Raw genomic sequence first — 24861 nt, forward strand, 5'->3', positions numbered from 1 at the left:
TTGTCCTTCTTGCGTGTTAAAGAATGACAGTACAAAACCCGGCCACTGCGTCGGGTTTTTTATTGCCCAGAATTTACCGCTCCCCAGCGGTTTGACCGCCACCTGACGGTCTTTTTTATTCCTTGGAGTCACACCATGGCCGAACCCGCGAGCACCACTGCCGCCGGCGTACTGCTCGCCAAGTACGGCATCATCATCGCCGGGTTTGCTGGGGCGATCCTTTCACTGACGTTCCTGCAAGGCCTGACCCGTAAGCAGGCGGCCTGGGCGTTCTTCACTGGGTTCAGTTCTGCGATCTTCTGCACGCCTCTGGCGATCGAGTTCTTCAAGATTGCCCCGGGCAGTGAAACTCAATACGGCGTTGCCTTCCTGATTGGCTTGCTGGCGATGAACATCATCCCGGGCCTGAGAGCACTGGCAGGAAAGTTTGGCGCTACGGGAGGTGCGTAATGCACGTCATCCTTCAAGTCGTCGACGCCTTCCTGTGCGTGCTGGTGGTCATTGCAGCCGCTGAGTACCTGCGCCGCGTGCGCCCGATGGACGAGCCACTGCTGAGCATCTCGTTCTACCTGGTCGCCATCGCCGCATTCGGCAGCTTCATCTTCAACATCAAGGGTCACCCGATCAGCCCGTTCGCAATGACGATGCACCTTGCCGTGATCCTCTACGCGATCGCCAAGCGCGGACATATCTGCAACATCCCGCCAAGTTCCACGGAGCGCACATGAACCTGATTCCCCAATGGCAACAGCTCTGGAAGATGTACAGCGTTCAACTGGCCGCTGTGCTGGTAGCGCTCAATACCGCTGCCTACGTGTGGCCATCGTTCCAGGCACTGTTCAGCCCAGAGATCTTTTCAGCCGTGAACGGGATCCTGGCTGCCGCCATCGCCGTAGTGCGTGCGATTCCGCAGACGAACATAGCTCCAGTGGATACGCCCAAATGACTCCCGAACAGTTCGCCTACTGGCTCCAGGGCTACACCGAACTGACGGCAGGCCAGCAGCCAACACCCGAGCAGTGGAAGTCGATCACCGAGCACCTGAAGACGGTGTTCGTGAAGGTCACGCCTGAAGTGAAGTTTCAGATCAATCCAATTCTGCCGAGCGCTCCAGTTGTGGATCGCCTGCGCGAGTACATGGATAAGCACACGAAGCTCTGGCCAAATGGCGGAGCCCCTGTGATCACCTGTTAAACCAAAGGGTGCCTGGCTTCGTGCGGGCGCCACTCTCTAAACGCAATATATTGCGCTAATAGGCCGAGAAAGCTCGGAATAAGGGCAATATATTGCGCTACCTATGGTGACGATATGGCCAGACAACTTGTGCTGAAGGCCTATCACCCATGGTGGTTCCGCTTCTACGTGGTAGCCGTGAACACCTTCGCCTACCTGATTGGCATGGACGTCGACGAGGACAAGCTGAAGGCTCAGGCCAAGAAGGCGACCCGGTACCGCGAGATCGAACCAGCTGATGAGGCGAGACCATGAAGAAGCCAAAGCACAAAGTTGTGTGGCTCGACAGGGGCTGGCAGCCGGTCTTTATCGGGTTCTGCCCAAGCGAGAAGGCCTGGCACCGCGAAATGAAGCGGATGAACGTATCCGAGCCGTACCCTAGTTCAGCCGGGTGCACCACACGCTTCGAGACTGGTGATGGCAAGGATTGCATCATCGTCTGCATCCATGAGCGCTTGAAGGATGACAGTTGCCGTCATGGGATCATCGGGTTGATCGTTCATGAGTGCACCCACGCCTGGCGCTTCATCCTGAACAGCATTGGCGAGGACTTGCCGAGCAGCGAGTTCGAGGCCTACTCGATGCAGGCGATCACTCAGCAGGTGACGACGGCATTCTGCGATACGCGATTCAACCTGTTCAGTAAGCGGTAGGTGTGCCGCAGGTGAGTGCGGCACGGGTGGATCACTCGGCGTTGACCTTCAGCGCTTCCTGGATCTTGTCGGCGTAGGAGCTCAGTCTTTCAAGTTCAGCATCCAGCAAATTGCTGCTGTTAGCGCCCTGAACGTTTAAGGCTACGAGCTCAAGCGCGGCCGCAACAGCCATTGCGCGCTTAACACCGTCTTTTTGAAAGCCATAGGTGTTGCTGGCAACGTTTCCAATCTGCTTGATAGCTTCCGACATGACACAAATCTCCTTTAGTTGATTCCCATCAATACCGGCAACCAGCCACCTTTTCAAGTCCTGCCCCAGCGAGGCACCAAAGTCTCAAGGAATCCCTATGGCGCTGACAGCGAAACAGCAGCGCTTCGTCGATGAGTACCTGAAAGACCTGAATGCCACGCAAGCGGCTATCCGTGCCGGGTACAGCAAAGCCACCGCAAGATTCATTGGTGCAGAGAACCTAACAAAACCCAACATTCAGTCGATTATCACCGCTCGCATTGAAGCGCGAGGCCAGAAAGCGGCAATCACCCAGGAAATGGTGCTTGAGCGCCTATGGATGATTGCCACCGCAAACCCTAATGAGCTGATCGAGTATCGGCGAGGGTGTTGCCGGCATTGCTTCGGCGTTGACCATGAGTATCAGTGGAAGGACGAGGCCGAGATGCTCAAGGCGGTCGCTGACGCATCTGACCCTGAGAGCGTGACTGAAGAGGGCGGGTTTGGGTTCGATCCAACGATCCGCCCGCATCCGAAATGCCCGAAGTGCCATGGTGAAGGATTTGGCTCTGTTCATGCGCATGACTCGCGCAACGTAAGCCCGGCTGCGCTCGCCCTATACGCTGGGGTGAAGCAGACCAAGGAAGGGTTCGAGATCAAGATGCATGACCAACTGGCCGCGCTCGATAAGGTCGCCAAGCACCTGGGCATGTTCTCCGACAAATCCAGCTCGCCCCTCGATGACGAGATGAAGCGACTGAACATCGAGAAGCTCCGCCGCGAACTGGAAGACCCGAACAAGGGCCTGCCCGAGCCCAAGCAAGTAATCATCGGGGTGGAAGATGCAAGCGACCCTGAAGCTGAATAAGCCGCAGTTCGAGTTCATCAGTCACCCCAAGAAGTTCTCAGCGTTCGTCGGCGGCTACCGTAGCGGCAAGACGTTCGTGGGCTGCGTGCGGATGTGCATCAACGCACTTGAGCACCCTGGCATTCCGCAGGGCTACTTCGCTCCGACCTATCCGCAGATCGCGGACATCTTCTACGAGACGATGCCAGAGGTAGCGCAGGCGTTCGGATTGTTTGCCGACATCGTGGCCAGCAAGAAGCGTGTTTACCTCCGCGACAACCTTGGGCGCTGCCTGAGCACCATTGTGTGCAAGAGCATGGAGCACCCGCACCGCATCGTCGGATTCAACATTGCGCACGCCTTGGTCGATGAGATCGACTGCATGCCGATCAAGAAGGCCGACAGCGCGTGGAAGAAGATCATTGCGCGGATGTCGACCGTGTGGCCTGGCCGAGACCAGAACACGATTGACGTCACGACGACACCTGAAGGCTTCAACTGGGTCTATCGCAAGTTCGTGCGTGAGCTGGCCGCCAACCCAAGCCAGCGGCCGCTGTATGGCATCGTGCATGCCAGCACCCGGGACAACGCCAAGAACCTGCCGAAGGACTACATCGGGTCGCTCAAAGAGTCGTACCCAGCGAACCTGGTCGATGCCTACATCGACGGCAAGTTCGTCAACCTGGTGTCGGGCAGTGTGTACCCAAGCTTCGACCGGGTGCTCAATCACACCAGCGAGACGATCAGGCCCGGTGAAGCGCTGCATGTCGGCATGGACTTCAACATCAGTCGTATGGCCGCAATGGTTCACGTCATCCGTGACGGCCTGCCGTTACTGCTGGGCGAGATCACCCATGTGTTCGATACGCCGGCGATGATCGTGGCGCTGAAGGAAAAGTACCCAGACCATCACATCTCGATCTACCCCGACGCCAGCGGCAAGAACCGCAAGAGCGTCAACGGGAGCGAGACAGACCACAGCCTATTGAAAACGGCGGGATTCACTCTTGTCGTCAACCCAGCCAACCCAGCCGTGCGTGACCGTGTGCTGTCCGTCAACGCCATGTTCCTGAATGGCGATGGTGAGCGCCGCTACAAGGTCAACACCGAACTCTGCCCAGTCGCAACAGGGGTGCTTGAACAGCAGACCTACAACGACCAGGGCGAACCCAACAAAGACGGCACGGAAGACCCGAACGATGCATTGGGTTACTTCATCATCAAGCGCTTCCCGATCGTCAAACGCACCGCATCCACCGCACCTCTGAGAATCTGACTATGTCTGACGACCCAAGCAAAACGCTGCCGGCAGTGGACGCCATGCGCGAAGACTGGGCCATCGTCGATCCTTTGATGGGTGGCACCCGGGCGATGCGCGAGGCAGGTGAACTGCTGTTGCCGAAATGGCCAAAGGAAGAAGACTGCGACTACCGTAAGCGTCTCGGCCTCTCTACCTTGTTCCCCGCATACCGCGAGACGGTCAAGAACAACACTGGGCGTGTCTTCGCTGAGCCGATCGTGTTGGGCGAGGACGTTCCGCCGGCGGTTGTCGATTTCACCGATGACTTCGACCGTCAAGGCAACAACCTGCAAGTCTGGGCGAAGTCGTTCTTCACTCAGGCGCTGTCGCACGGCCTGTGCCACGCCCTGGCTGAATACCCGAACATCAAGCCAAGCGGCGACACCGAGCAGCTGGTCACACTGGCCGACGCTCGGGCCGTCAAGGCTCGCCCCTACGCCATCATGATTCGCCCCCAACAGGTGGTCGGCTGGCGCGTCAGCAACGACGGCGGCGAGCATGTCCTGACCCAGTTCCGCTACATGGAGTCGGTCGAGGAAGAAGAGGGCGCATTCGGCATCAAGTGCATCAACCAGATTCGTGTGCTGATCCCGGGCGCGTGGATGACCTACCGCGAGCAGACTGATGCCAAGGGCATGAAGACGTGGGCTCTGTACGATGAGGGTCCTACCTCTCTCGATCACATCCCACTGACCACGCTCTACACCGACCGCACCGGCTTCATGACCGCTAAACCGCCACTGCTGGAGCTTGCCTACCTCAACGCCAAGCATTGGCAGTCGCAGAGCGATCAGGACAACATCCTCCACGTTGCCCGGGTGCCGATGCTGGCTATCTCTGGCATCGACGACGACACCTGGGAACTGAAGGTCGGCACTGCGTCCGCTACCAAGCTGCCGAAAGATGGCGACATGAAGTGGGTAGAGCACACCGGCGCCTCGATCGAGGCCGGCCGCACGTCGCTGATCGACATTGAAGACCAGATGCGTGTCGCTGGGGCCAAGCTGCTCCAGAAGGAGACGAAGTCCGTCAAGACTGCCACGCAGGCCGAGGAAGAGGCGGCTCAGGAGATGAGCCCGCTTCAGACCATGGCGAGCGGCCTCGAGGACGCGCTTGATCAGATCCTTCAGCACTTCGCCGAGTTGAGCGGGCTGCCGGAAGGCGGTCACGTCCAGGTGCAGGGTAACTTCGACATCGACTTCGCGCCTGAGACGACCTTGCCACTGCTGCTCAACATGGCATCACAGGGCCGACTGTCCGACGAGACGCTGTTCTCTGAGATGCAGCGCCGTAACGTGGTGTCGAGCGACATCAAGTGGGAAGAGGAGGCCGCCAAAATCGCCACACAAGGCCCAGCACTCGGAGCGCTCTAAATGCCAACCGTCAACCAAGTCCTCGAAGACGAGCAGATCGCGCACAGCGTCTCGCTCGAAAAGTACAAGGTTGGCGTGGTCCGGCGGATCATTGCGCTGCTGAACCGGTCGGATGCTGATCTTTCGGCGGCCCTGGCTGCTGCACTGGAGCGGCTACCGGCTGAATCCTTCACGGTTGAGCGCCTGGAGCTGCTGCTGGATCAGGTGAGGCTGATCAACACTCAGGCCTATGCTCAGGTCGCCACCGAGCTACAGAAAGACCTGAAGGAACTGGCGGGCTACGAGGTGAGCTGGCAGCAGGCGCTGTTCGAGACGGTGCTACCCGATCCGGTGTTGGTTCGTTTCCCGATGGCCAGCGTCAGCGCCGAGCAGGCCTATGCGGCGGCGATGTCTCGACCGTTCCAGGGTCGCTTGCTGCGCAACTGGGCTACAGAGATCGCCGCCGACCGCATGGTCAAGGTCCGCAACGCCATCCGCACCGGTTACCTCGAAGGCAAGACGACTGACCAGATCATTCGCAGCATTCGCGGCACCAGGGCGTCTGGATACGCTGACGGCTTCCTTGAGCGGCCTCGCAAAGACCTTGCGGCTGTGGTCAGAACGGCAGTCAGCCACACTGCGGCGACTGCACGGGACGAATTCAACAAGGCCAACGACGAGATCCTCAAGGCCGAGCGCTGGGTGTCCACGCTCGACAACAAGACCTCGCCGATGTGCCGCATCCGCGACCAGCTTCAGTACACCGTCAACACGCACAAGCCCATAGGTCACAAGGTGCCTTGGCTGCAAGGCCCGGGCAAGATCCACTGGTGCTGCCGGTCAACGTCGGCACCGGTGACCAAGAGCTGGAAAGAGTTGGGCATGAACATCGATGAGATGACCCCGGCCCAACGCGCCAGCATGGATGGCCAAGTCCCGGCGAACACCACCTACAGTGAATGGCTCAACCGCCAGTCCGACGCCCGCAAGATCGAGGTGCTCGGCCCAGCGCGCTACCAGCTGCTAAAGGATGGCAAGCTTGAGCTGGAGGACTTCTATACGCCGACAGGGGAGTGGATGACGCTCGACCAGATGCGTGCGCGTGATGCGGCGGCATTTGCTAAGATCGCAGCATGACCGACAAACCCCGCTTTCACGTAATCGACGGCTCCAAGCCTCCGGATACCCCGGCGGAAGAGGTGCGCAAGCGTGTGCGCGCTATGCCCAAGCCTGCGACGATGGTTCAGTGCCATCGCTGCGGGGGCAGGGAAGTGATCGAGACGAAGATCGGCGTCCTGATGAAGAACGGCAAGCCAACTGGCGGGACCAAGGCGCTGCTTTGCGCTCAGTGCTTCATGAAGGGTGAAAGGGTGGTGCTATGAATACGATCTACGTGCTGTGCTACGACATACTCGACCCGGGCATTGAGCTGATGCTTGGATGGTTCGATGACCCTGTGCTTGCCAAGAGCACCGCCGAATCCATGACTACCGCTTGGCATGACCGAATCCGCGCATCGCGGCAGGCCGGCTACGATGGCGAGCCAATCCCGCACAGCGAGAACTACTTCAGATCCTACTGGGTGGAAGAGCTCCAGAAGCTCTAGCCCTCAAACGAATTCAAACAGCCCTGGCATCCGCCGGGGCTTTTTTATACCCGCGATTCACACAAGCCTCGTCAATGACGGGGCTTTTTATTGCCGCCAGGCGGCCAACAGACCCAAGGGGTTAGCAGATGTTTATTTTCGGCAAGTGGTATCCGCTGATGGCGGAAGAGACTGGTGGTGACGTCAACAACAACGGCGGCGGCAACGACACCCAAGATTTCGACACCAAGGTTGCAGCGGCTGTTGAAGCGGCTGTAGCTGGTCTCAAGACCAAGAACAGCGAATTGCTGGGCTCGCTCAAGGCGGCCAAACAAGACGCTGCTCGTTTCGAAGGCATCGACCCTGATGCAGTTCGAAACATCCTCTCGAAGTTCGCCAGCGACGAAGAAGCCGGCCTGATTGCTGCCGGCAAGATCGACGAAGTGCTCGACAAGCGCACCACGCGCATGAAAGCAGGCTTCGAACAGGAAACCGCCAAAGAACGTACCGCTCGCGAAGCTGCCGAGGCCCGGGCTGACAAGTTCAGTCGCCGCGTCCTTGAAAACGGCATCCGCGCAGAAGCCACCGCTGCTGGCCTCCACCAGTACGCAATCGATGACGCGCTGCTCCGCGCCAGTGCGACCTTCAAGCTCGACGACGAGGGCAACCCTGTCGCCGTAGAAGACGCATTCGGCAAGGACGGCAAGCCGCTGACGCTCAAGGAGTGGTTCAGCGACATGAAAGAAAAGGCGCCGCACTGGTTCCCAGCCTCTGCCAATGGCGGCGGCGCACAACCAAGCAATGTGAACCTTGGTGCCAAGACCATGAAACGAACCCAATACGAAGCCTTGAGCCCCCTCGATCAGCGAGCGGCGATCCAGGCAAAAATCAAGATTGTCGATTAAGAGGTAACACCGCATGGGCACTTTGACCCTTACCAGTCTGATCCCTTCCATTCAGGAAGCGATGGACGTTGTATCCCGCGAGCTGGTCGGTTTCATCCCGGCCGTATCCCGTGACTCGAACGCAGAACGTGCCGCTGTCGGCCAGGCTGTTGTCTCGCCAGTGGTTGGCGCAATGGCTGCCGAAGACCTGGTTCCTGCGGCTTACGCTGCTGACACCCCGAACCAGACCATCGGCAACGTGCAGATGACCATCAGCAAGGCGCGCTCGGTTCCGTTCGGCATCACTGGCGAGGAGACTCTGGGCCTGCGTAACGCTGGTACCCTGGGCAGCATCAACACCCAGCGTATCGCCCAAGCCATGCGGACCCTGACCAACGAGATCGAAGCTGACCTCGCCGCTCTGCACATCAACACGTCGCGCGCCTACGGCACCGCCGGCACCACGCCGTTCGGCACTGCTGGCGACCTGTCCGACTTCGCTCAGGCTCGCAAGATCCTGGACGATAACGGCGCTCCACAAAGCGACATGCACATGGTCCTCGGTGGCGCAGCTGTTGCGAACATCCGCGGCAAGATGTCCACCCTGTTCCAGTCCAACACCGGTGGCCCGCAAGCCGACGCGCTGTTGCGCCAAGGCGCGCTGGGTGAATACCAGGGCCTGCTGCTGCACAACTCGGCTCAGGTGAAAGAGGGTGTTGTCGTAGGTACTGGCGCCGCTGCTACCACCAACGCTGCTGGTTACGCTGTGGGCGCAACCGTCATCACCCTGGCCTCTGCCGGTACCGGCACCATCCTCGCGGGTGACATCGTCACTTTCGCGGGTGACACCAACAAGTACGTGGTTGTCTCGGGCGATGCCGATACCTCCAACGGCGGCACCATCACCATTGCCGAACCTGGCCTGCGCGTTGCAATGAGCGCTGCTGCCAAGGCCATCACTGTGATCGCTGCCGCTGCTCGCAACATGTTCTTCCACCGCTCGGCTATCCAGCTGGCAACCCGCGCCCCTGCTATGCCAGAAGGCGGTGATGATGCGGACGACGTGATGATGGTGACCGACCCTGTGTCGGGCCTGACCTACGAGTTCGCCATCTACAAGCAGAAACGCCAAGTGCGCTACGAGGTCAACCTGGCCTGGGGCGTGAAAATGATCGCTCCGCGTCACTCGGGCATTCTGCTGGGCTAATCGGGAAGCCCGGGGCTTCGGCTCCGGGCCTTCAGTGGAGAAAGACATGCCAGTTATTCAAGTGAAACCGTGGGGCGAAGGCCAGGGCGATTTCGTCGAGATCAACGATTTCGACTTCATCGAAGGCTCCCACGAACTGTACGTGCCCAAGAAATTGAGCGCGAAAGAATTGAAGGCGCAGGAAGCAGCATCCCTGGCCGAAGAACAACTCGACAAGCCGGAGTAAGCCATGGCCTACAAAGACGCTTCCAGCCCAGCGATCAAAGCCGCTGCCGTCACTCCAAGCGATGTGACCGTGCTCGACCCGCCTACCAAGGCGCTTTACATCGGTGGCGCTGGCAACGTCTCGGTAGTTCTGGTGGATGACTCGGTTGCCGTGACTTTCACAGGCCTGTCTGCCGGCCAGATCCTGCCAGCTTGCGTCAAGAAAGTTATGTCGACTTCGACCACCGCAACTAGCATCGTGGCGATGTACTGATGATCGGCCTGGGCGCGAGCATCTGGCGCGGCGTCAAGGGCGTCGGGGCCAATGGCAGTGTTTCATTGCCGGCTCCAACGACGGTCAACTTCACCTCGGCGCAGGTCTCTCCGGGCTTTACCGGCTCGGTCAGCACCACCAAGAACGCGGCCCGGGTTTATGCCCGGGGCGCACTGACGCTGTGGTGCGGGTACATCACCGGCACGGAAGCGAAGCTGACCAACCCCACGGACTTCGGCGATAACGCTGGATCCATGGAAGTGGCCATCGATGGCGGGGCATTTGCCGCCGCGCCGAACACTGCATCGGTCTATACGCTGTTCACCGGGTTGCCGCATGCGACCAGGTTCGTCGAAGTGCGCTGGGTTGCAGCCATGGCGAGCGCCCCGTACATCGCATCTTCAGGCAACGTACTCGCGGTCACTGGCCAGCCCCCGGCGCTGCAAACCTTTGTCGGCAAGATCGAGCCAGGTGCCGATTCGGCCCTCGGTCTGTACAGCGGCGCAATCATCGCCAACACGGCCAACTACACGCCGTCACTCGCAACACCAAAGGGCACGGTTTACGGCTCCTGCATCAACTCGGTCAAGATCAAGGGCGCATTCACCAAGCTGGCAGTCACGCTCAATGGCACCCGAAAGGTGGGCGTCAGCAAGAACGGTGGACCGGCTGTTTACTACTCGGCTTCCGATGAGGCAGCGTTCCCGCCCCGCGCACTGGTCATCCCTTGCGACGGATCGACCTCGACCTACAACATTTGGGACGATGGTAACTTCGTAGATACCGGCGGCACCTTCTGTGTTTCGGCTGACTCTGCTTTCCTGGACATCGGCACTCGCCGGCGCCTGGATCAGTACGGTGACTCAATCACGTTCGGCTCCGGGCCTGGCGCTACGTCGTCGGACACCGAGACCATGCGCGTGGCCGCGGCCCTTGGGTTTGTCGGCAGCACCAACGGCATCAGCGGGCAGACTGTGGCCGGCGGCAAGACCATGCTCGACAACGTTCTGCCGCTGCGAACCGTAACGAGCAACGACGTAGCTATTCTGGCGTTGGGCGGAAACAATGCCTCAGACGGCATCGACTCCACCGAACAGGCGGACTACGGGCTGTGCATTGATAAGCTGCTGGCCAAGGGTTATGGCAAGGTCTTGTGCCGCGGCATCCTGCCAAACGCCTTGGCTCAATCGCTGGTCGATGCAGCCAACGTCATCCTGAAAGGGGTGATGGATGCCAAGGCCGATCCCAAGCTTGTGTGGATTGATCCGACCACCTGGACGGGATTCAGCACCCAAGACGGAACCCACCCAGACGCAGCGGGCTATGTGACCATCGCCGGCTTTGCCATTCCTGCCTACACCGCAGCACTCGGCCTCTGACATCAGCGAGATAACCCATGACTTTGATTACCGAAGACGGCACCGGGCGCGCTGACGCCGAATCACTGTGCTCAGTCGCCTATGCCGACTCGTACCACGATGCGCGTGGCAATGCGGCGTGGCTGGCTTTGACCGAGATCCAGAAAGAGCAGGCGCTGCGCCGTAGCACGGATTATCTGGAGCACACCTACAGCGCGCGCACATGCGGTTACCGGGCAAAGACGACCCAAGCACTGGCCTGGCCGCGCTACATGGTCAAACGCCAAGGCGGTGCTCGGCTGGAGTACTGGGCCAGTGACGCAGTCCCTAACCCGATTGCTCAGGCCTGTGCCGAGATGGCTTTCAAGGCTGGACAAGACGATCTGGATAAGGATATCGACCGGATTATCAAGTCCGAAACCGTTGGCCCGCTGAAAACTGAATACCTCGACAGCAATGGCGTTGTCCGCTATCGGCAGATCGACAAGATCATGGCTCAGTTCATCGAAGGATCGAGCAGTATTTCCATGGTGCGCTCATGACCGATATCTATGATCGAGCCAAGGCGACCGCAGCCCGGATGCTGGCGCCTCGCAGCAAGGGCGGCAAAGGACTGGAACTGTCACTGCTCCGCGTCACGACGGGTGAATATGACCCGGAAAGCGGCACAACCCCAGTGACCACCGCCCAATTCGACGGCTCGGGCTTCCGCGAGAACTACAACCAGCGGGATATCGATGGATCACGCATCAAGCAGGGTGATGTGAAGATTCTGATCTCGCCGCTACTGCTGGATGGCACCGATACACCGCAGCCGATCAGCCAGGACAAGATCCAGTTCGACGGCGACACCTACACCGTCCAGAACGTCGACCCTTGGGATTACGCCGGCCTCGCGGTCGGCTTTAGTGTGCAGGCCCGCAAATGAGCTTCGCATTGGATCTGAAGGCGTTCGCCGAGAAGGCCAATATCAATGCCGAGACCGTTATCAAGAAGGTCGCCATCGACCTGCTGGCCGCCGTGGTGGATAGATCCCCGGTCGGCAACCCTGAGTTATGGGCGGCGAATTCAGTGGCGACCCAGTACAACAACGAAGTCGCCCGGCTGAATGCCGAACTGCGCAACGATCCGGCGAACCTGTCCAAGAGCGGACGGATGAAGCCCGGCCGCCTGATCAAGGACGGCATGGACCTGGTTGCGGGCGGTGATTACGTCGGCGGTCGCTTCCGTGGCAACTGGCAGGTGTCGTTCGATACGGCCAAGACCGGGACGCTGGAGCGCATCGACCCGACCGGCCAGGCCTCGAAAGGCGATGCTGCTGCAATCATCGAGGGCTTCACCAGTGAAGTCGGCACGATCTGGATGATGAACAATCTCCCGTACGGGCCCCGTCTTGAATACGAAAGTTGGTCGACTCAAGCGCCGGCCGGGATGGTCAGAATTTCCGTGGTCGAGTTCCAGACCTTTATCGATAAAGCCGTTTCGGAGCTTCCCTGATGTCAGACAAGATCATCCGCAGCCTGCTTGAAGGCCGCTTGAAGACGTGGGCGACTGCCAGGGTGCCGGCACTGCCGATTGCCTATGAAGACGTCGCCTTCACGCCGCCGGCCGACGGCTCACCTTACCTGCGCGCCTTTCTGCTGCCGGCCAACGCGACCAGCGAAGACCTCGAAGGCAAGCACACGGCCTACCGTGGCGTTTTCCAGGTCAGCGTTGTGACCAAGGCCGGAATTGGCCGAGGCACGGCTGAATCGATCGCCGATGAGATCGCCGCGCTGTTCCCGAACAACCTTGACCTGACAAAGACAGCCTTCACTGTCTACGTCCGCTCGCCGATGGCAACCGCCCCGGCCCAGCAGGGCGACACGACTACAACGCTGCCGCTGTCGTTCACATACCGAGCCGACACCACCTAATCCGCCCATTGGGCAAACCCAGAACCCGCTATTGAGCGGGTTTTGTCATTTCTGCATAGAGGAAACCCCCATGGGCTACAAACTTCCCAACGGCGCGACGTTCGAGCATGCCGCTACTTACGCCGCTCCACTTGCTTTCTCGGCCATCACCAACGCCTCTGAAGCGGTCTGCACCGTAGTCGGCGCGACTTTGGTGGCCGGCGACATCCTGCTGGTCACTTCCGGCTGGACCGCGCTGAACAACAAGGTTGTCCGCGTCAAGACCGCTACCGCTACCGCGATCACCCTGGAAACGATCGACACCACCAGCACCACAATCTTCCCGGCCGGCTCCGGCGCGGGCAGCCTGAAAAAGGTCATGACCTGGGTGCAGATCCCGCAGATCACTGACGTGGCGTTCTCCGGCGGCGACCAGAACTACCAGGACGTCGTGTTCCTCGAAGACGCCCAAGGCCGTCAGCTGCCGACTGACAAGGCCGCCGCGAGCATGGTGCTGACTGTTGCCGATGACCCTACTCTGGCTTATGTGCCAATTGTCCAAGCCGCAGACATCGCGCAGACCGTACAGGCCGCTCGCCTGAACCTGCCAGGCACCGACAAGTTGTACTACGGCGCCTACACCTCGTTCTCGCTGCAACCGGCGGTATCGCGCAGCAACATCCTGACGCGCACCGTCTCCCTGGCCCTGCAGGCCGCTCCTGTTCGCTACCTGTCGTAAGGAAACCACATGGCCAGCTTCAAGATTGCCCAGAACGCCACGTTCAAGGCTGAAGTCGAGATTCCGCGCGTCGGATTCGATCCGATCAAGGTCGATATCGAATTCAAATACCGCGATCGCAAGGAGCTTGCGAAGTACTACGACAAGTGGAACGCGGAGCGTGATGCGGCTGCCAAGGAGGCCATGAAGGATGGCGCGACGTGGGAGCAGGCAACTGATCGGCAGATTGCTTTGGAAGCGGCCCAGCTGAAGGAGATCATTGTCGGCTGGAGTTTCCCGGAAGAGCTATCCGACGAATCCCTGACTGAGCTGGTCGGGACGTGCGCGGGCGCCCCAGCCGCAGTCCTCGATGCCTATCAGGCTGCCTACGCGGTAGCTCGCCGGGGAAACTGATCGCCGCGGCGCAAGCGATGTACGGGTCGCGTGCGCCTGAAGAAACGTTGTCGCTGTTCGGCCTGGACGCTGATGACTTCGAAGGGGACGACGTGGAGATCTGGCCAGACAATTGGCCAGTCTTCCGTTTGTTCAACGCGCTCGGCACTCAGTGGCGCACCGGCGCCGGCGGCGCGACCGGGCTCGACTACACGTCCATTCGCGACGTGGCCAGCTACATCGGCATCAAAAAGCGGCAAATCCCCGAACTATTTCCTGACCTTCAAGTAATGGAGGCCGAAGCGCTCGCTGTCATGGCTGAGGCGTAGTGAATTTATTGTCAGGAGAGTGGCATGACACAAGACATCGCCAGCCTTGGGATCAAGGTAGAGACCGGTGAGGTAGCCAAGGCGTCCACTGAGCTGGATGGCCTGGCGCAGGCTGGCGCGAAGGCCGAGAAAGCCACGGAAGGCCTGACCGGACAAAGCAAGCAAGCTGGCGCATCCATCAAGGCGATGGCGGCGGAAACCAAGGCGGCTGAGGCGGCCACGGCCAAGCTCGGCAAGCAGACCGCTGCTGTGGGTGTATCTGCTGCGCAGACTGCCGCCGCACTGCGTGGTGTGCCGGCGCAACTCACTGACATCGTGACCAGCCTTCAAGGTGGTCAGGCACCGTTGACCGTCCTCCTGCAACAAGGCGGGCAGCTCAAAGACATGTTCGGTGGTGTAGGCCCGGCCGCCAAGGCGCTGGGCGGGTATGTCGCCGGCTTGATCAACCCGTTCACCCTGGCGGCCGCAGCAGCTGCAGGCCTTGGCCTTGCCTATTACAAGGGCTCCCAAGAGGCGACGGCCTACAACGCTGCACTGATCCTGACTGGTAATGCGGCTGGTACCAGCGCAGACCAACTTGGTTCGCTGGCCACTCAGATCAGCTCCACCATCGGCACCACCGGTGCGGCGGCAGAAGTGCTGGCTCAGCTCGCCGGCAGCAGCAAGATCGCGGGCGAAAGCTTCGGCGTCGTGGCCACGGCCGCGCTTGAGATGCAGTCGGCCACCGGTAAGGCTATCGAAGAGACGGTCGCCGAGTTTGCCTCGATCGGCAAAGACCCGGTTGCCGCCGCCAAAACGCTGAACGAACAGTATGGATTCCTGACGGCTTCCGTCTACTCACAGATCGTCGCCCTGAAAGAGCAAGGCGATACCATTGGTGCGGCGAAGCTTCTGACCGACACCTATGCCGACACCATCAAAACCCGTACGGCTGACATCACTGCCAACCTGAGCATTTGGGAGCGAGCATGGAAAGGGGTCGCCTCCGAAACCAGGAAGACACTGGATGCGTTCAATGACATTGGCCGCGCCGAGGATGCGGCCAAGAAAATTGCTGACCTCAGCCAGCAGGTCGCCTATGCGAAAAGTGCTGTTGCGGCAGATCCAAGCGATACCGACGCCAAGAAGAAGCTGGAGAACTCTCAGCTTGAGCTGAAATTCCTGACCCAGCAGCGCGATACCCAGGCAGCACTCGCCGCAGCTAAAGGCTTGTACGTAGAGCGTCAGAAGGCCTCGGTAAATGCTCAGGACAAGCTGAATGCAGGGCTTACGGCTACCGCGAGTAACCAGGAGAAGCTCAGGGATAGGCTTAAGGAGATCGATGCTCTCGCCAAGGATTCCGCTGCCGGAGATGGCGGAAGGGTTTATACCCCGGCAGAACTCAACCAGCTACGTGATGCGGCGAAAAAGCAGTTCGCCGATAAGCCAGGCGGCAGCAAAGCGGTCAATCTGACCGGCTACAACGATGCCCAGAACGCAATCAAGGATCTGCAGGCCACCTACTCGAACTCCGAGAAAGAGCTGGAGGCGCAGCAGAAGGCCGGCCTGATCACGCAGCAGAACTACCTCGACCAGCGTACCGCGCTGATCCGGGCTGAGCGTGAAGAGGTAACCCAGGCCTACGAGACCGAGATATCGGCACTGGAAGCCGTAAAAGACAAGTCCAGCACCACTGGTGAGCAGCGCATTCAGCTGGACCAGAAGATCGCCGATGCGCGCACCAACATGGTCAAGGCGCAAAAGGATGCCGACAGCCAGCTCGAAGTCCTCGCGACCAACGAGGAAGGGCGGGTCAAGAAGCAGGCCTTGGCGATCAAGACCTACACCGATGCGCTGCAACAGCAGGCCGTTACGCTTCGCCAGCAGGGCGATAGGGAAGCCGCCAGCCTTGGGATGGGCGACAGGCAGCGCGGACTGAATAACCAGCTCAATGGCATCGACGACAAGGCCAACGCCCAGCGTATCGATCTGGCCAACCAGTACGGCGACGGCTCGCGGGGCATGAGCCTCGATGAGTACAACGCCAAGCTGAAGGCCGTCGCACAGAGTCAGCAGGAGCTGCGCGACATCACGGTCGAAAGCTACGACAAGATGACGGTGGCTCAGGGCGATTGGACCTCTGGCGCATCGTCGGCGTGGCAGAATTACCTCGAGTCGACGCGCGACGTGTCCGGGCAGACGAAAAGCCTGTTCACCAACGCCTTCAGCTCCATGGAAGACGCCGTCGCGCAGTTCGCGCTGACCGGGAAACTGTCGTTCTCGGACTTCGCCAAGTCTGTTCTGGCGGATATGGCGCGTATCGCGGCACGGCAGGCTGGATCGTCTGCGCTTAGCGGGCTGTTCGGCTTGGCCACAACCGCAGCGCAGTCCTACTTCGGCGGATCGTCAGGCTCAACGCAGGCCGGCTACACCGGGTCAGACTACGCGAACTGGATTAAGACCCAGCAAGCGAAGGGCGGTGCCTGGTCTGGCGGCGTGCAGATGTTCGCCAAGGGCGGTGCGTTCTCCGACAGCGTGGTCAGTTCGCCCACGGCTTTCGGCATGGCCAACGGCAAAACCGGCGTGATGGGTGAGGCTGGTCCTGAGGCCATTGTGCCTCTGGCTCGCGACTCGCAAGGTCGCCTTGGTGTTCGTGGTGGTGCCAATTCCAGCACGGTCAACGTCAGCGTGACGGTAGACGCCTCTGATGGCGGGGGCACCATGCCAGACCCAGCGCGCCTGGCCGAGGCCATCAAGGTTGTGACGCGTCAGGAAATTGCACTCGCGCGCCGTAACGGCGGGCAACTCGCTTAAGGAGGCAGCATGCTGGCATTCACATGGCGGGCGACTTATGACGCCTCCAGAGTGATCACCCCGACGGTCAAGGTGATCAAGTTCGGCGATGGGTACGAGCAGCGGCAGGGAACCGGCATCAACCGCCAGCCGCGCAAGTACTCGCTGGTGTTCAAGCGGATCAACTCCGAGATTGACGCCATCGACGCCTTCCTGGCCGCCCGTGGCGCCGTCGAGGCGTTCAACTACACCCATCCCGGTCACCCGATCGGGGTTTTTGTTTGTCGTGAGTGGACGCGTACCGATGTGGCGCGCGGCATCGACAGTATTTCCGCGACCTTTGAGGAGGTGTTCGAGTGAGTGCACTTCAAGGTCAGCTTTCACTATCAACCGGTCTGTCGATCTGGGAAGGCTTCGAGTTGGTGTTGCCTGACCAGACGATTCGCTTCCACGCCGGGACCAATGAAAACCGGGGATCTGTCATCTGGCAGGGCAACGTTTACACACCCTGGCCGATTCAGGCGCAGGAGTTCGCCACACCCAGCCAAGGTTCTCCGGCTCGCCCCAAACTTCAAGTCGGCAACTTCGGCGGCACCATTTCCGCGCTGTGCAGACAGTACGACGACCTGCTCGTCGCCAAACTCAAGCGCCGGCGCACGCTGGTTAAGTACATGGATGCGGTGAACTTCGTTCAGAGCAACTATCTGCTGTGGTCGGAAGAGGCGACTCAAACGGTCTGGACGAAGGCCGGCGTCACGGCCTCTCTGCCTGCACTATTTGATCCTTATGGATCGCAAGTCAGTCAACTGGTGGAAGGATTAACAACCTCTCACTACATTCGGCAGGTCGGAACCGCCTTCCCAGCTGAGTGGTACACGGCATCTGCGGTAGTCAAATTGTGTGATGCGGACAGACCGCAAGTGCGTATTCGCTTGGCTGACAGCGTGGGTTTCCGTTCCGATGCTTTTATGGATCTATCCACAGGGCAACTGCTTAGCACTGTTAGCCCGGATAGAGGTGTCGTGAACCTCGGCGGCGGCTCATACCTGATTTGGTGTTCAGGCCTTTTAGACCCAGCGGCCACTTCGTTCGATTTTCGTGTGCTGTCGCGCGACGCCTCCGGGAGTGAAACCTACACGGGGAACGGGACCAGCGGGTTCTATGTTTCCAGCATGCAGCTGACCCGCTCCAGAGGCTTGCTGGCCTACCAGAAGACCGGCGCTAGTTGGAACCCTACGGCCAACCCGACCGAAGAGTACCCGGTCGAAACGTGGATCATCACGCGCAAGGCCAGCGAGACGCCGGCCGCAATTGAGTTCGAACTTGGCTCGCCGCTCGACCTGCAGGGCGTGAAGCTACCGCGGCGCCAGGTGATTGCAGGAACCTGCCTATGGGCATACCGATCTGGCGAGTGCGGTTATGCCGGAGGCCCGGTGGCGGACTACGCGAATCGTCCGACCAGCGATCCGGCCCTAGACCAATGCAGTCGCTCCGTAACTGGCTGCAAGCTGCGCTTTGGTGAGTTTGGCGAGCTGCCCTTTGGCGGCTTCCCAGGTATCGCCCGCGTTCCGAGACTTTGACCATGAGCGAACTGTTCAACAAATGCCGAGCGGACGCTGAAGCGCATGCCCGCGCCGAGTATCCACGCGAAGCTGTGGGCCTGGTCGTCAGCGCTCGCGGCAAGCCGTCGTATGTGCCTTGCCGCAACCAATCAGAAGAGCCTGACCACTTCATCCTGCATCCGGAAGACTATGCTGCGGCTGAAGACTTGGGCGACATTATCGTCGTCGTGCACTCACATCCGGATACCGGCCCCGAACCGAGCCTGCACGATGTTGCCAGTCACGCGGCCAGTCGCTTGGCGTGGTGGATCGTCGGGTTGCAGGAGGGTGTGGCAACGTGGCATGAGATGCCGGCCGCTGGGGAAATGCCATTGGAAGGCCGGGTCTTCGTCCACGGCGTGATTGACTGTTACACCCTGGTCCGCGACTACTACCGGCAGGTACTGGGCATTGAGTTGATGGACTTCTACCGCAAGGACGACTGGTGGCACAACGGCGAGAACTTGTACGTCGATAACTTCGAGCGGGCCGGATTTGTCCCGGTAGACACCCCAGAGCCTGGCGACTTGATCGTCATGGCCATCGGTAGCCCAACGCCGTGCCACGGTGCGATCTGGCTGGAAGGCGATGTGCTGCTGCATCACCTCTACGGCCGGCTGAGCTGCCGCGAGGTCTACGGTCGCGCCTACCGCGAGTGCACGACGCACATCATGCGCTACAAGGGTGTGAAAGCCCCTGATGAGTGCCGTCAAATGTCACCGTTCACATGAGTCTCGTGAATCGAGGCCCTGTATTTACGCGCAACCTCCCTGTTAGAGTCGGCAAAACACAAGGAGGCTCAGCAATGCGGAAAGCTATAACAGCCCTGGCACTGATCATGCTGGCGGGGTGTACCACTTCAGGCCTGGAGAAAGACCAGCCAGCCTTTGCAGGTCAGTCCCAGAAGACGCCGAAGCAGCTGGCTCAATGTATCGGGCCTAAGTGGCAAGCATACAACTCATCTACCAGTTCGATTGAAACCGAATCAGGCTACAGGATTGCAGCGTCCGCCGACTTAACTGGTGTCGTAGCGCTGGCGGTTATCGATAAAGCACAGTCCGGATCAACTGTTCGGGTATTCCTTCCCATGGATTGGGCAGCGACCAGCGCATGGAAGGACGCCGCCAAAGCCTGCATCTGACCATCGAAAACACCAAGCCGCCTCCGGGCGGTTTTTTATTGCCTGGAGAAAAGTATGAGCGCCGTCCACCAAAATGCCATGACCAGGATTTTGCTCTCTGGCAGCTTGGCTCAGGCATTCGGCCGCGAGCATTTTCGCCTCCTTGAAACCGGCACTACTGGCGAGGCCTTCAGCGCGCTGAAGCACACCATCCCAGGATTCGAGGACTTTATTCGTGATTCATCGCGCAAGGGCCTGCGTTACGCCATCTTCCGCAATCGGGAGAACGTTGGAGAAGAACACTTCACCCTGAGCGGGACAACGGAAATCCGCATTGTGCCAGTCATTTCTGGCAGTAAAAACGGAGGTCTTTTCCAGGTCGTCGCAGGAGCAGCACTCATAGTTGCAGGCGCATTTATCTCGACAGCTAGCTTTGGTGGGGCCGCGCCTCTGGGTGGGCTCTTGGTGAAAGTAGGTATCGCCATGGTAATTGGCGGTGTGGTGCAAATGCTCACACCCGTACCGAAAACATCCAGCCAAGAAGACCAGGCCAGCACCGAAAACAAACCCAGCTACCTCTTCAATGGCGCGTTCAACTCCACGCAGCAAGGTCTCCCCGTGCCTGTGATTTACGGCCAGATGCTGGTCGGATCCAGCGTGATCTCCGTGGGCGCCTGGTCAGAGGCTATCCCGGTATGAGTGAAGTCATTGTCGGCAGAAAGGGTGGTGGGAAGGGGGGCGGAAGCAGCAGCGGATCCACGCGTGCCGTAGTGGAGGCGCCAGATAGCCTGCGCTCACGCCAACACGTTCAGGTACTCCACGCGATTGGCGAGGGCGAGATCGAAGGGATCGTCGGCGGCTATCAGGGCGTTTTCTTTGATGATGTGCCGCTGCAGAACTTCGATGGAAGCCTCAACTTCTCGAATGTGCTGCTCGAAACGCGCCCGGGCACGCAATGGCAGACTTATCTGCCGGTCACCGGCCTTGAGGCCGAGCAGTCTGTTGGCGTCGAGCTGAAATCAGGCGTAGCCATTGAGCGCGCAATCACCGACACCGATGCCGACGCGGTACGGGTGACCATCAGCGTCCCGCAGCTCTCTGAGCAGAACATGCAAAATGGGGACACGACCGGCTCGTCAGTCACCTTTCGTATCGAGGGTCGCCTCAATAACAACGCCTGGTATCCGCTTTGCTCTGATCTGACGATCACCGGCAAGACGATGAGCCGTACGCAGTTCTCGTATTACCTGCGGCTGTCCGTTTCGGTGGGGCTGCCCCGCTATATCCGGGTGACACGTCTTTCTGCTGACTCTGGCAGTGCGGCCATTCAGAACCGCACCTTCTTCGACAGCTTCACGCTGCTGTGGGATGAGAAGCTGCGTTACCCGAACACCGCGCTTTGCGGGGTATCGATTGATGCCCAACAGTTCTCCAGCATTCCACGCATGTCTTTCCTGGTGCGCGGTATCAAGGTTTTGGTGCCGAGCAACTACAACCCGTTCACCCGCGTCTACACCGGCTCATGGAATGGAACGTTCCAGAGGGTCTGGACCGATAACCCGGCCTGGATCTGGTACGACATGCTGACCAATACCCGCTATGGGTTGGGTGGCCTGCTTGACTCAGCGCTGATCGATAAGTTCGCGCTGTACAGCATCGCGCAATATTGCGATGCGCTGGTCCCTGACGGGTATGGCGGCTTGGAACCGCGCTTTACCTGCAACCTGGCGCTTACTACCCAGCAAGACGCTTGGAAGCTGGTCAACGATATGGTTTCCGTGTTTCGTGCCATCAGCTTTTGGGCGGGAGGCACGCTGACCGCGGTGCAGGATGCGCCTCGCTCCAGCCGATACCTGTTCAACAACTCGAATGTGGTCGGCGGCGATTTCAGCTACCAGTCGGTCGCCTCCGATCAACGCTACAACGTCGCAGGCGTGACCTGGAACGACCCGCTGCAGCAATACAAGCAATCGGTTGAGATTGTTGAGCGCCCGGACCTGATCGCGAAGTGGGGGCGAGTCCAGCAGAGTGATGTTGTCGCTATCGGCTGTACGTCGCGAGGCCAGGCCCGCCGTTTGGGGCGCTGGCTGCTCTACGCAGAGAGTGAGGCGGTCACGTTTGCTGTTGGGGCTGACGGAGCCATTCCGCTGCCTGGCGACATCATTGATATCGCCGATGCCAATCGCGCCGGGGCGCGTAATGGTGGCCGGCTGCTTGCCGGTAGCACCACCACCACGTTGCTTCTTGATGCCCCAATCGGGTCTGGCGGTTCCGGCCTGGTCGCCGTCATCCTTCCTGACGGCACCTACGCATCGCGGACCATGAACGTCCTGACAGGCGCAACAGCGCTGGTCGTTTCGCCTCCGCTGCCGGCAGCGCCGCTGGCTTCTGCGCCGTGGGCATTTTCCGCCACGACGCTGGATACCCAAAAATTCCGTGTTATCGGCATCAGCGAGGGCGACGACGGCACTTACGCAATAAGCGCCGTGGCGTTTGATCCCGACAAATTCAACCAGGTCGAGTTTGGCACGCCAGACACGGATAACCCGATCAGCAACGTCAACCTCGGCGCACCGGCGGCGATGGGGCAACTCACCTTCCTTGAATCGCTGTACGACACCGGGACGGGAGTCGCTGCTGCGAGATTGACGGTGAGCTGGACGCAACCCGCCCGCGCAATGCGCTACCAGGTGGAGGTCATGAAGCCTGGCGGAAACTGGGAGTACGTCACGGAGGTGTCGACGCCGAGCATCGAATTTGACTCGGCATCTTCTGGCCTATGGTCGGTTCGGGTCACTCCGAAGTCAGTGCTCGGGCTTTCCGGTCAAGCTGCGTTGCAAACCTATAACGCACAGGCCTTGTTGGCTCCGCCATCGGCGCTTAGTGGTTTGCGCCTGGACGTCATCAATAGCGTTGCCACTCTGGCGTGGGACCCTGTTCCAGAGCTCGATGTGAAGCTCGGCGGTAGCATCAACATCCGCCAATCGCGTAGCACATTGGCCAACTGGGATTCGGCATTGCCGCTCACTGAGGCGGCCGGGCGATCAACATCCGCAGTGGTATCGCTGCTCCCTGGCAAGTACCTGGCTCGCGCAGTTGACTCCTCTGGCGTCGGCGGCCCGATCACGGAAGTCTGGTCCGATGCTCAAGTTCCTCTGCCTGACAACGTTGTGCTGACAGTCACTGAATCACCCGCATTCTCAGGGGTGGCAGTGAATGCTGCGGCGTCTGATGGCGTGTTGAAAATGGCTGCGCTCGGTCTGTTCGATGATATTCCCAGCCTCGATACATGGCTCGGGGAAATCGATAAGTACGGCGGTTCGCGGCTGACGATGACCTACAGCTTCGCTGCGCCTTCCGATCTCGGATACGTCTACGACTGCCGCCTGACGGCCAATGTAGAGGCCGCGCTTTACGATGATGGCAGCTACATCGACACGATCACTGATTTCGATTCGATGACCAGTATCGACGGCGACCCTCCGGTTGGCGCCTCGCTGTCGTTGTGGGTTCGAACGTCCGATGTGTTCCCGGCCGTTTGGTCAGCATGGAAACCGTTTGTTGTCGGCGACTACCGCGCTCGGCTGTTCGACTTTCAGCTCCGTGGCGAGGTTCAGCTTGCGACAAACTGGATCGACGTCTCGACCCTTGAGGTGACGATCGATATGCCAGATCGCATCGAGAGCGGGAATGATCTGGCGGTGCCTGCGCTTGGCCTGACGATCACCTACGCACCACCATTCAAAGCCAATCCTGCAGTCAGCCTGACCGCGCAAGGCCTATCGCCTGGCGACTACCTCGACGTTTCTGCAAAGACCGCAACAGGCTTCACGGTCTTCATCCGCAATTCCAGTGGGGTCGCCCAGTCGGGCCGCTCGATTGACTACATCTCAAAGGGATACTGACCTATGTCGCAGCACGATATGACCGTGGACAACGGTGCGGGCGTTGCTGTCCGCGCCGATATCAACTTGGCGCTCAAGGCGCTGGCCTCGCAGAGCAGCGGGGCATCGGCCCCAAGCCCTACCTTCCCAGCGCAAGTGTGGGCTGACACCGGGACAGGAAGGCTTAAACAGCGGGATGCTGCAAACGCAAACTGGGTAGACAAGGGGCCAATCGATGGGGCTATGGCTCCGCTTGACTCGCCGCTTTTTACCGGTCAGCCAGCGGGGCCGCTGCCGTGCGTGGTTGGACAGGTCAGAAATGCGAAAATGTCCATCACGGCAGCCAGTGCTACCGGGACCTTAACTGCCGATGAAGTGATCGTTAAATCCGCGCTCGGCGGGAATTCGTATCGACTTCCGAGCTTCAGCAAGACAATTAACCTGGGGGCGACAGGCGCCGGCGGCATGGATATCGGGTCGTCGCCGGCCAGTGGGTGGGTAGCTCTTTACGCGATTTATAACCCCACTACCGGCACCAGCGCGCTCTTGGCTAAAAACGCCACGGCCGGCGTGCAGACTGAAGTGTATTCCGGGGCGAACATGCCGTCGGGCTACACAGCCTCGGCACTGGTTAGCGTGTGGCCGACCACCGGGGCCGGCCAGCTTGCTGTTGGGTCTCAGTTCGACAGGGTGGTTTCAACCCCCGGGGTGTCAGTTCTCAGCACGTCGACACAGCAAGCATCTTTCACCTCACTGAGTATTTCGGCAGCAGTACCGCCAAATGCAAAATTTGCAGCTGGGTACATGCGTATCGGCTCAAATAGCGCGGGCGACTACCTTGGGCAACTCTCATCGAGCGCTTCAGCCCTCGGAACGGTTCTAATTGGCGGTGGATACACCAACGCCTCGGGCTACTTCAATCTGGCGCTAATTACCGCGCAAAATATTTGGTACGCAGCGACTGTTACGGTTGGAACGATGAACGCCAGTATCGTTATTTCCTCATACACTTTTTAAGGCGGC

33 protein-coding genes are annotated in these 24861 nt (G+C 59.8%); 32 read left to right on the plus strand and 1 reads right to left on the minus strand.

Annotated elements, in window-relative coordinates; genetic code table 11:
- Positions 1–135: 135 nt before the first annotated feature.
- The 6 genes from F7R06_RS01185 to F7R06_RS01210 all read left to right on the plus strand — a co-directional run bounded on the left by F7R06_RS01185 (position 136) and on the right by F7R06_RS01210 (position 1886).
- A complete protein-coding gene (locus F7R06_RS01185) occupies positions 136–450 on the plus strand; it encodes a peptidase M48, Ste24p (protein WP_090322396.1) in 315 nt (104 codons plus the stop codon).
- Positions 450–728, plus strand: a complete 279-nt coding sequence (locus F7R06_RS01190; protein ID WP_090322393.1) for a hypothetical protein — start codon at positions 450–452, stop codon at positions 726–728. Before F7R06_RS01185 ends, F7R06_RS01190 begins: the two co-directional genes overlap by 1 nt.
- Positions 725–946 (plus strand): DUF7940 domain-containing protein, encoded by a 222-nt coding sequence (locus F7R06_RS01195; protein ID WP_090322390.1) that lies wholly within the window; start codon positions 725–727, stop codon positions 944–946. Before F7R06_RS01190 ends, F7R06_RS01195 begins: the two co-directional genes overlap by 4 nt.
- The gene (locus F7R06_RS01200) at positions 943–1194 is read left to right on the plus strand and encodes a hypothetical protein (RefSeq protein WP_090322388.1); all 252 of its coding nucleotides are present in this window, start codon (positions 943–945) and stop codon (positions 1192–1194) included. The genes F7R06_RS01195 and F7R06_RS01200 overlap by 4 nt, the downstream gene beginning before the upstream one ends.
- A gap of 114 nt (positions 1195–1308) precedes the next feature.
- Positions 1309–1488, plus strand: coding sequence for a hypothetical protein (locus F7R06_RS01205; RefSeq protein ID WP_090322384.1), 180 nt, complete (start codon positions 1309–1311; stop codon positions 1486–1488).
- On the plus strand, positions 1485–1886 hold the full coding sequence (locus tag F7R06_RS01210) for a hypothetical protein (protein WP_090322381.1): 402 nt from the start codon (positions 1485–1487) through the stop codon (positions 1884–1886). Before F7R06_RS01205 ends, F7R06_RS01210 begins: the two co-directional genes overlap by 4 nt.
- A 31-nt stretch (positions 1887–1917) precedes the next feature.
- Here the strand turns inward: F7R06_RS01210 and F7R06_RS01215 are convergent, their stop codons facing one another.
- On the minus strand, positions 1918–2136 hold the full coding sequence (locus tag F7R06_RS01215) for a hypothetical protein (RefSeq protein ID WP_090322378.1): 219 nt from the start codon (positions 2134–2136) through the stop codon (positions 1918–1920).
- Between the two features lie 97 nt (positions 2137–2233).
- Here F7R06_RS01215 and F7R06_RS01220 point away from each other — a divergent pair, with 97 nt between their 5' ends.
- From F7R06_RS01220 to F7R06_RS01350, 26 genes are all read left to right on the plus strand, one after another.
- Positions 2234–2983: a terminase small subunit gene (locus tag F7R06_RS01220; protein WP_090322376.1), complete on the plus strand. Its 750-nt coding sequence runs from the start codon at positions 2234–2236 to the stop codon at positions 2981–2983.
- Complete coding sequence (locus tag F7R06_RS01225; RefSeq protein WP_090322374.1) at positions 2958–4238, plus strand: terminase large subunit domain-containing protein; 1281 nt, start codon at positions 2958–2960, stop codon at positions 4236–4238. Before F7R06_RS01220 ends, F7R06_RS01225 begins: the two co-directional genes overlap by 26 nt.
- Positions 4239–4240: 2 nt before the next feature.
- Positions 4241–5635 carry a DUF4055 domain-containing protein gene (locus F7R06_RS01230; protein WP_090322371.1) on the plus strand — a complete coding sequence of 465 codons (1395 nt, stop codon included), beginning with the start codon at positions 4241–4243 and terminating at the stop codon, positions 5633–5635.
- Positions 5636–6751, plus strand: a complete 1116-nt coding sequence (locus F7R06_RS01235) for a structural protein (RefSeq protein ID WP_090322369.1) — start codon at positions 5636–5638, stop codon at positions 6749–6751.
- Complete coding sequence (locus F7R06_RS01240) at positions 6748–6996, plus strand: hypothetical protein (protein WP_090322366.1); 249 nt, start codon at positions 6748–6750, stop codon at positions 6994–6996. Before F7R06_RS01235 ends, F7R06_RS01240 begins: the two co-directional genes overlap by 4 nt.
- Complete coding sequence (locus F7R06_RS01245) at positions 6993–7220, plus strand: hypothetical protein (protein WP_090322364.1); 228 nt, start codon at positions 6993–6995, stop codon at positions 7218–7220. Before F7R06_RS01240 ends, F7R06_RS01245 begins: the two co-directional genes overlap by 4 nt.
- 128 nt (positions 7221–7348) lie before the next feature.
- Positions 7349–8104: a hypothetical protein gene (locus tag F7R06_RS01250; RefSeq protein WP_090322362.1), complete on the plus strand. Its 756-nt coding sequence runs from the start codon at positions 7349–7351 to the stop codon at positions 8102–8104.
- Between the two features lie 13 nt (positions 8105–8117).
- Positions 8118–9290, plus strand: coding sequence for a major capsid protein (locus F7R06_RS01255; protein ID WP_090322359.1), 1173 nt, complete (start codon positions 8118–8120; stop codon positions 9288–9290).
- A 46-nt stretch (positions 9291–9336) separates the two neighbouring features.
- Positions 9337–9516 (plus strand): hypothetical protein, encoded by a 180-nt coding sequence (locus tag F7R06_RS01260; RefSeq protein ID WP_090322357.1) that lies wholly within the window; start codon positions 9337–9339, stop codon positions 9514–9516.
- A gap of 3 nt (positions 9517–9519) precedes the next feature.
- Complete coding sequence (locus F7R06_RS01265; RefSeq protein ID WP_090322354.1) at positions 9520–9768, plus strand: spike base protein, RCAP_Rcc01079 family; 249 nt, start codon at positions 9520–9522, stop codon at positions 9766–9768.
- Positions 9768–11147 carry an SGNH/GDSL hydrolase family protein gene (locus tag F7R06_RS01270; protein WP_090322352.1) on the plus strand — a complete coding sequence of 460 codons (1380 nt, stop codon included), beginning with the start codon at positions 9768–9770 and terminating at the stop codon, positions 11145–11147. The genes F7R06_RS01265 and F7R06_RS01270 overlap by 1 nt, the downstream gene beginning before the upstream one ends.
- Before the next feature lie 17 nt (positions 11148–11164).
- Entirely contained in the window at positions 11165–11668 is a 504-nt protein-coding gene (locus tag F7R06_RS01275) for a DnaT-like ssDNA-binding protein (RefSeq protein WP_090322349.1), read from the plus strand.
- Positions 11665–12054 (plus strand): hypothetical protein, encoded by a 390-nt coding sequence (locus tag F7R06_RS01280; protein ID WP_090322346.1) that lies wholly within the window; start codon positions 11665–11667, stop codon positions 12052–12054. Before F7R06_RS01275 ends, F7R06_RS01280 begins: the two co-directional genes overlap by 4 nt.
- Positions 12051–12623 (plus strand): hypothetical protein, encoded by a 573-nt coding sequence (locus F7R06_RS01285; RefSeq protein ID WP_090322344.1) that lies wholly within the window; start codon positions 12051–12053, stop codon positions 12621–12623. The genes F7R06_RS01280 and F7R06_RS01285 overlap by 4 nt, the downstream gene beginning before the upstream one ends.
- Positions 12623–13042 (plus strand): phage tail terminator-like protein, encoded by a 420-nt coding sequence (locus tag F7R06_RS01290; protein ID WP_090322341.1) that lies wholly within the window; start codon positions 12623–12625, stop codon positions 13040–13042. The genes F7R06_RS01285 and F7R06_RS01290 overlap by 1 nt, the downstream gene beginning before the upstream one ends.
- Positions 13043–13112: 70 nt before the next feature.
- Positions 13113–13760: a phage tail protein gene (locus tag F7R06_RS01295; protein ID WP_090322338.1), complete on the plus strand. Its 648-nt coding sequence runs from the start codon at positions 13113–13115 to the stop codon at positions 13758–13760.
- A 9-nt stretch (positions 13761–13769) separates the two neighbouring features.
- Positions 13770–14153, plus strand: coding sequence for a phage tail assembly chaperone (locus tag F7R06_RS01300; RefSeq protein WP_090322336.1), 384 nt, complete (start codon positions 13770–13772; stop codon positions 14151–14153).
- Between the two features lie 17 nt (positions 14154–14170).
- The gene (locus F7R06_RS01305; protein WP_090322332.1) at positions 14171–14461 is read left to right on the plus strand and encodes a DUF1799 domain-containing protein; all 291 of its coding nucleotides are present in this window, start codon (positions 14171–14173) and stop codon (positions 14459–14461) included.
- Between the two features lie 24 nt (positions 14462–14485).
- Entirely contained in the window at positions 14486–17254 is a 2769-nt protein-coding gene (locus F7R06_RS01310) for a phage tail tape measure protein (protein WP_090322330.1), read from the plus strand.
- A 9-nt stretch (positions 17255–17263) separates the two neighbouring features.
- Complete coding sequence (locus F7R06_RS01315) at positions 17264–17593, plus strand: phage tail protein (RefSeq protein WP_090322327.1); 330 nt, start codon at positions 17264–17266, stop codon at positions 17591–17593.
- Positions 17590–18813 (plus strand): phage minor tail protein L, encoded by a 1224-nt coding sequence (locus tag F7R06_RS30945; protein ID WP_245706698.1) that lies wholly within the window; start codon positions 17590–17592, stop codon positions 18811–18813. The genes F7R06_RS01315 and F7R06_RS30945 overlap by 4 nt, the downstream gene beginning before the upstream one ends.
- 2 nt (positions 18814–18815) lie before the next feature.
- Entirely contained in the window at positions 18816–19565 is a 750-nt protein-coding gene (locus F7R06_RS01330) for a C40 family peptidase (protein WP_090322325.1), read from the plus strand.
- Between the two features lie 74 nt (positions 19566–19639).
- Positions 19640–19975: a hypothetical protein gene (locus F7R06_RS01335; RefSeq protein ID WP_090322323.1), complete on the plus strand. Its 336-nt coding sequence runs from the start codon at positions 19640–19642 to the stop codon at positions 19973–19975.
- Positions 19976–20029: 54 nt separating this feature from the next.
- Positions 20030–20653, plus strand: a complete 624-nt coding sequence (locus F7R06_RS01340; protein WP_090322320.1) for a tail assembly protein — start codon at positions 20030–20032, stop codon at positions 20651–20653.
- On the plus strand, positions 20650–23859 hold the full coding sequence (locus F7R06_RS01345) for a TipJ family phage tail tip protein (protein WP_090322317.1): 3210 nt from the start codon (positions 20650–20652) through the stop codon (positions 23857–23859). The genes F7R06_RS01340 and F7R06_RS01345 overlap by 4 nt, the downstream gene beginning before the upstream one ends.
- A 3-nt stretch (positions 23860–23862) precedes the next feature.
- A complete protein-coding gene (locus tag F7R06_RS01350; RefSeq protein WP_212613233.1) occupies positions 23863–24855 on the plus strand; it encodes a hypothetical protein in 993 nt (330 codons plus the stop codon).
- The last annotated feature ends 6 nt before the right edge of the window (positions 24856–24861 follow it).

This window comes from Pseudomonas moorei (assembly GCF_008801475.1).
Taxonomy (GTDB): domain Bacteria; phylum Pseudomonadota; class Gammaproteobacteria; order Pseudomonadales; family Pseudomonadaceae; genus Aquipseudomonas; species Aquipseudomonas moorei.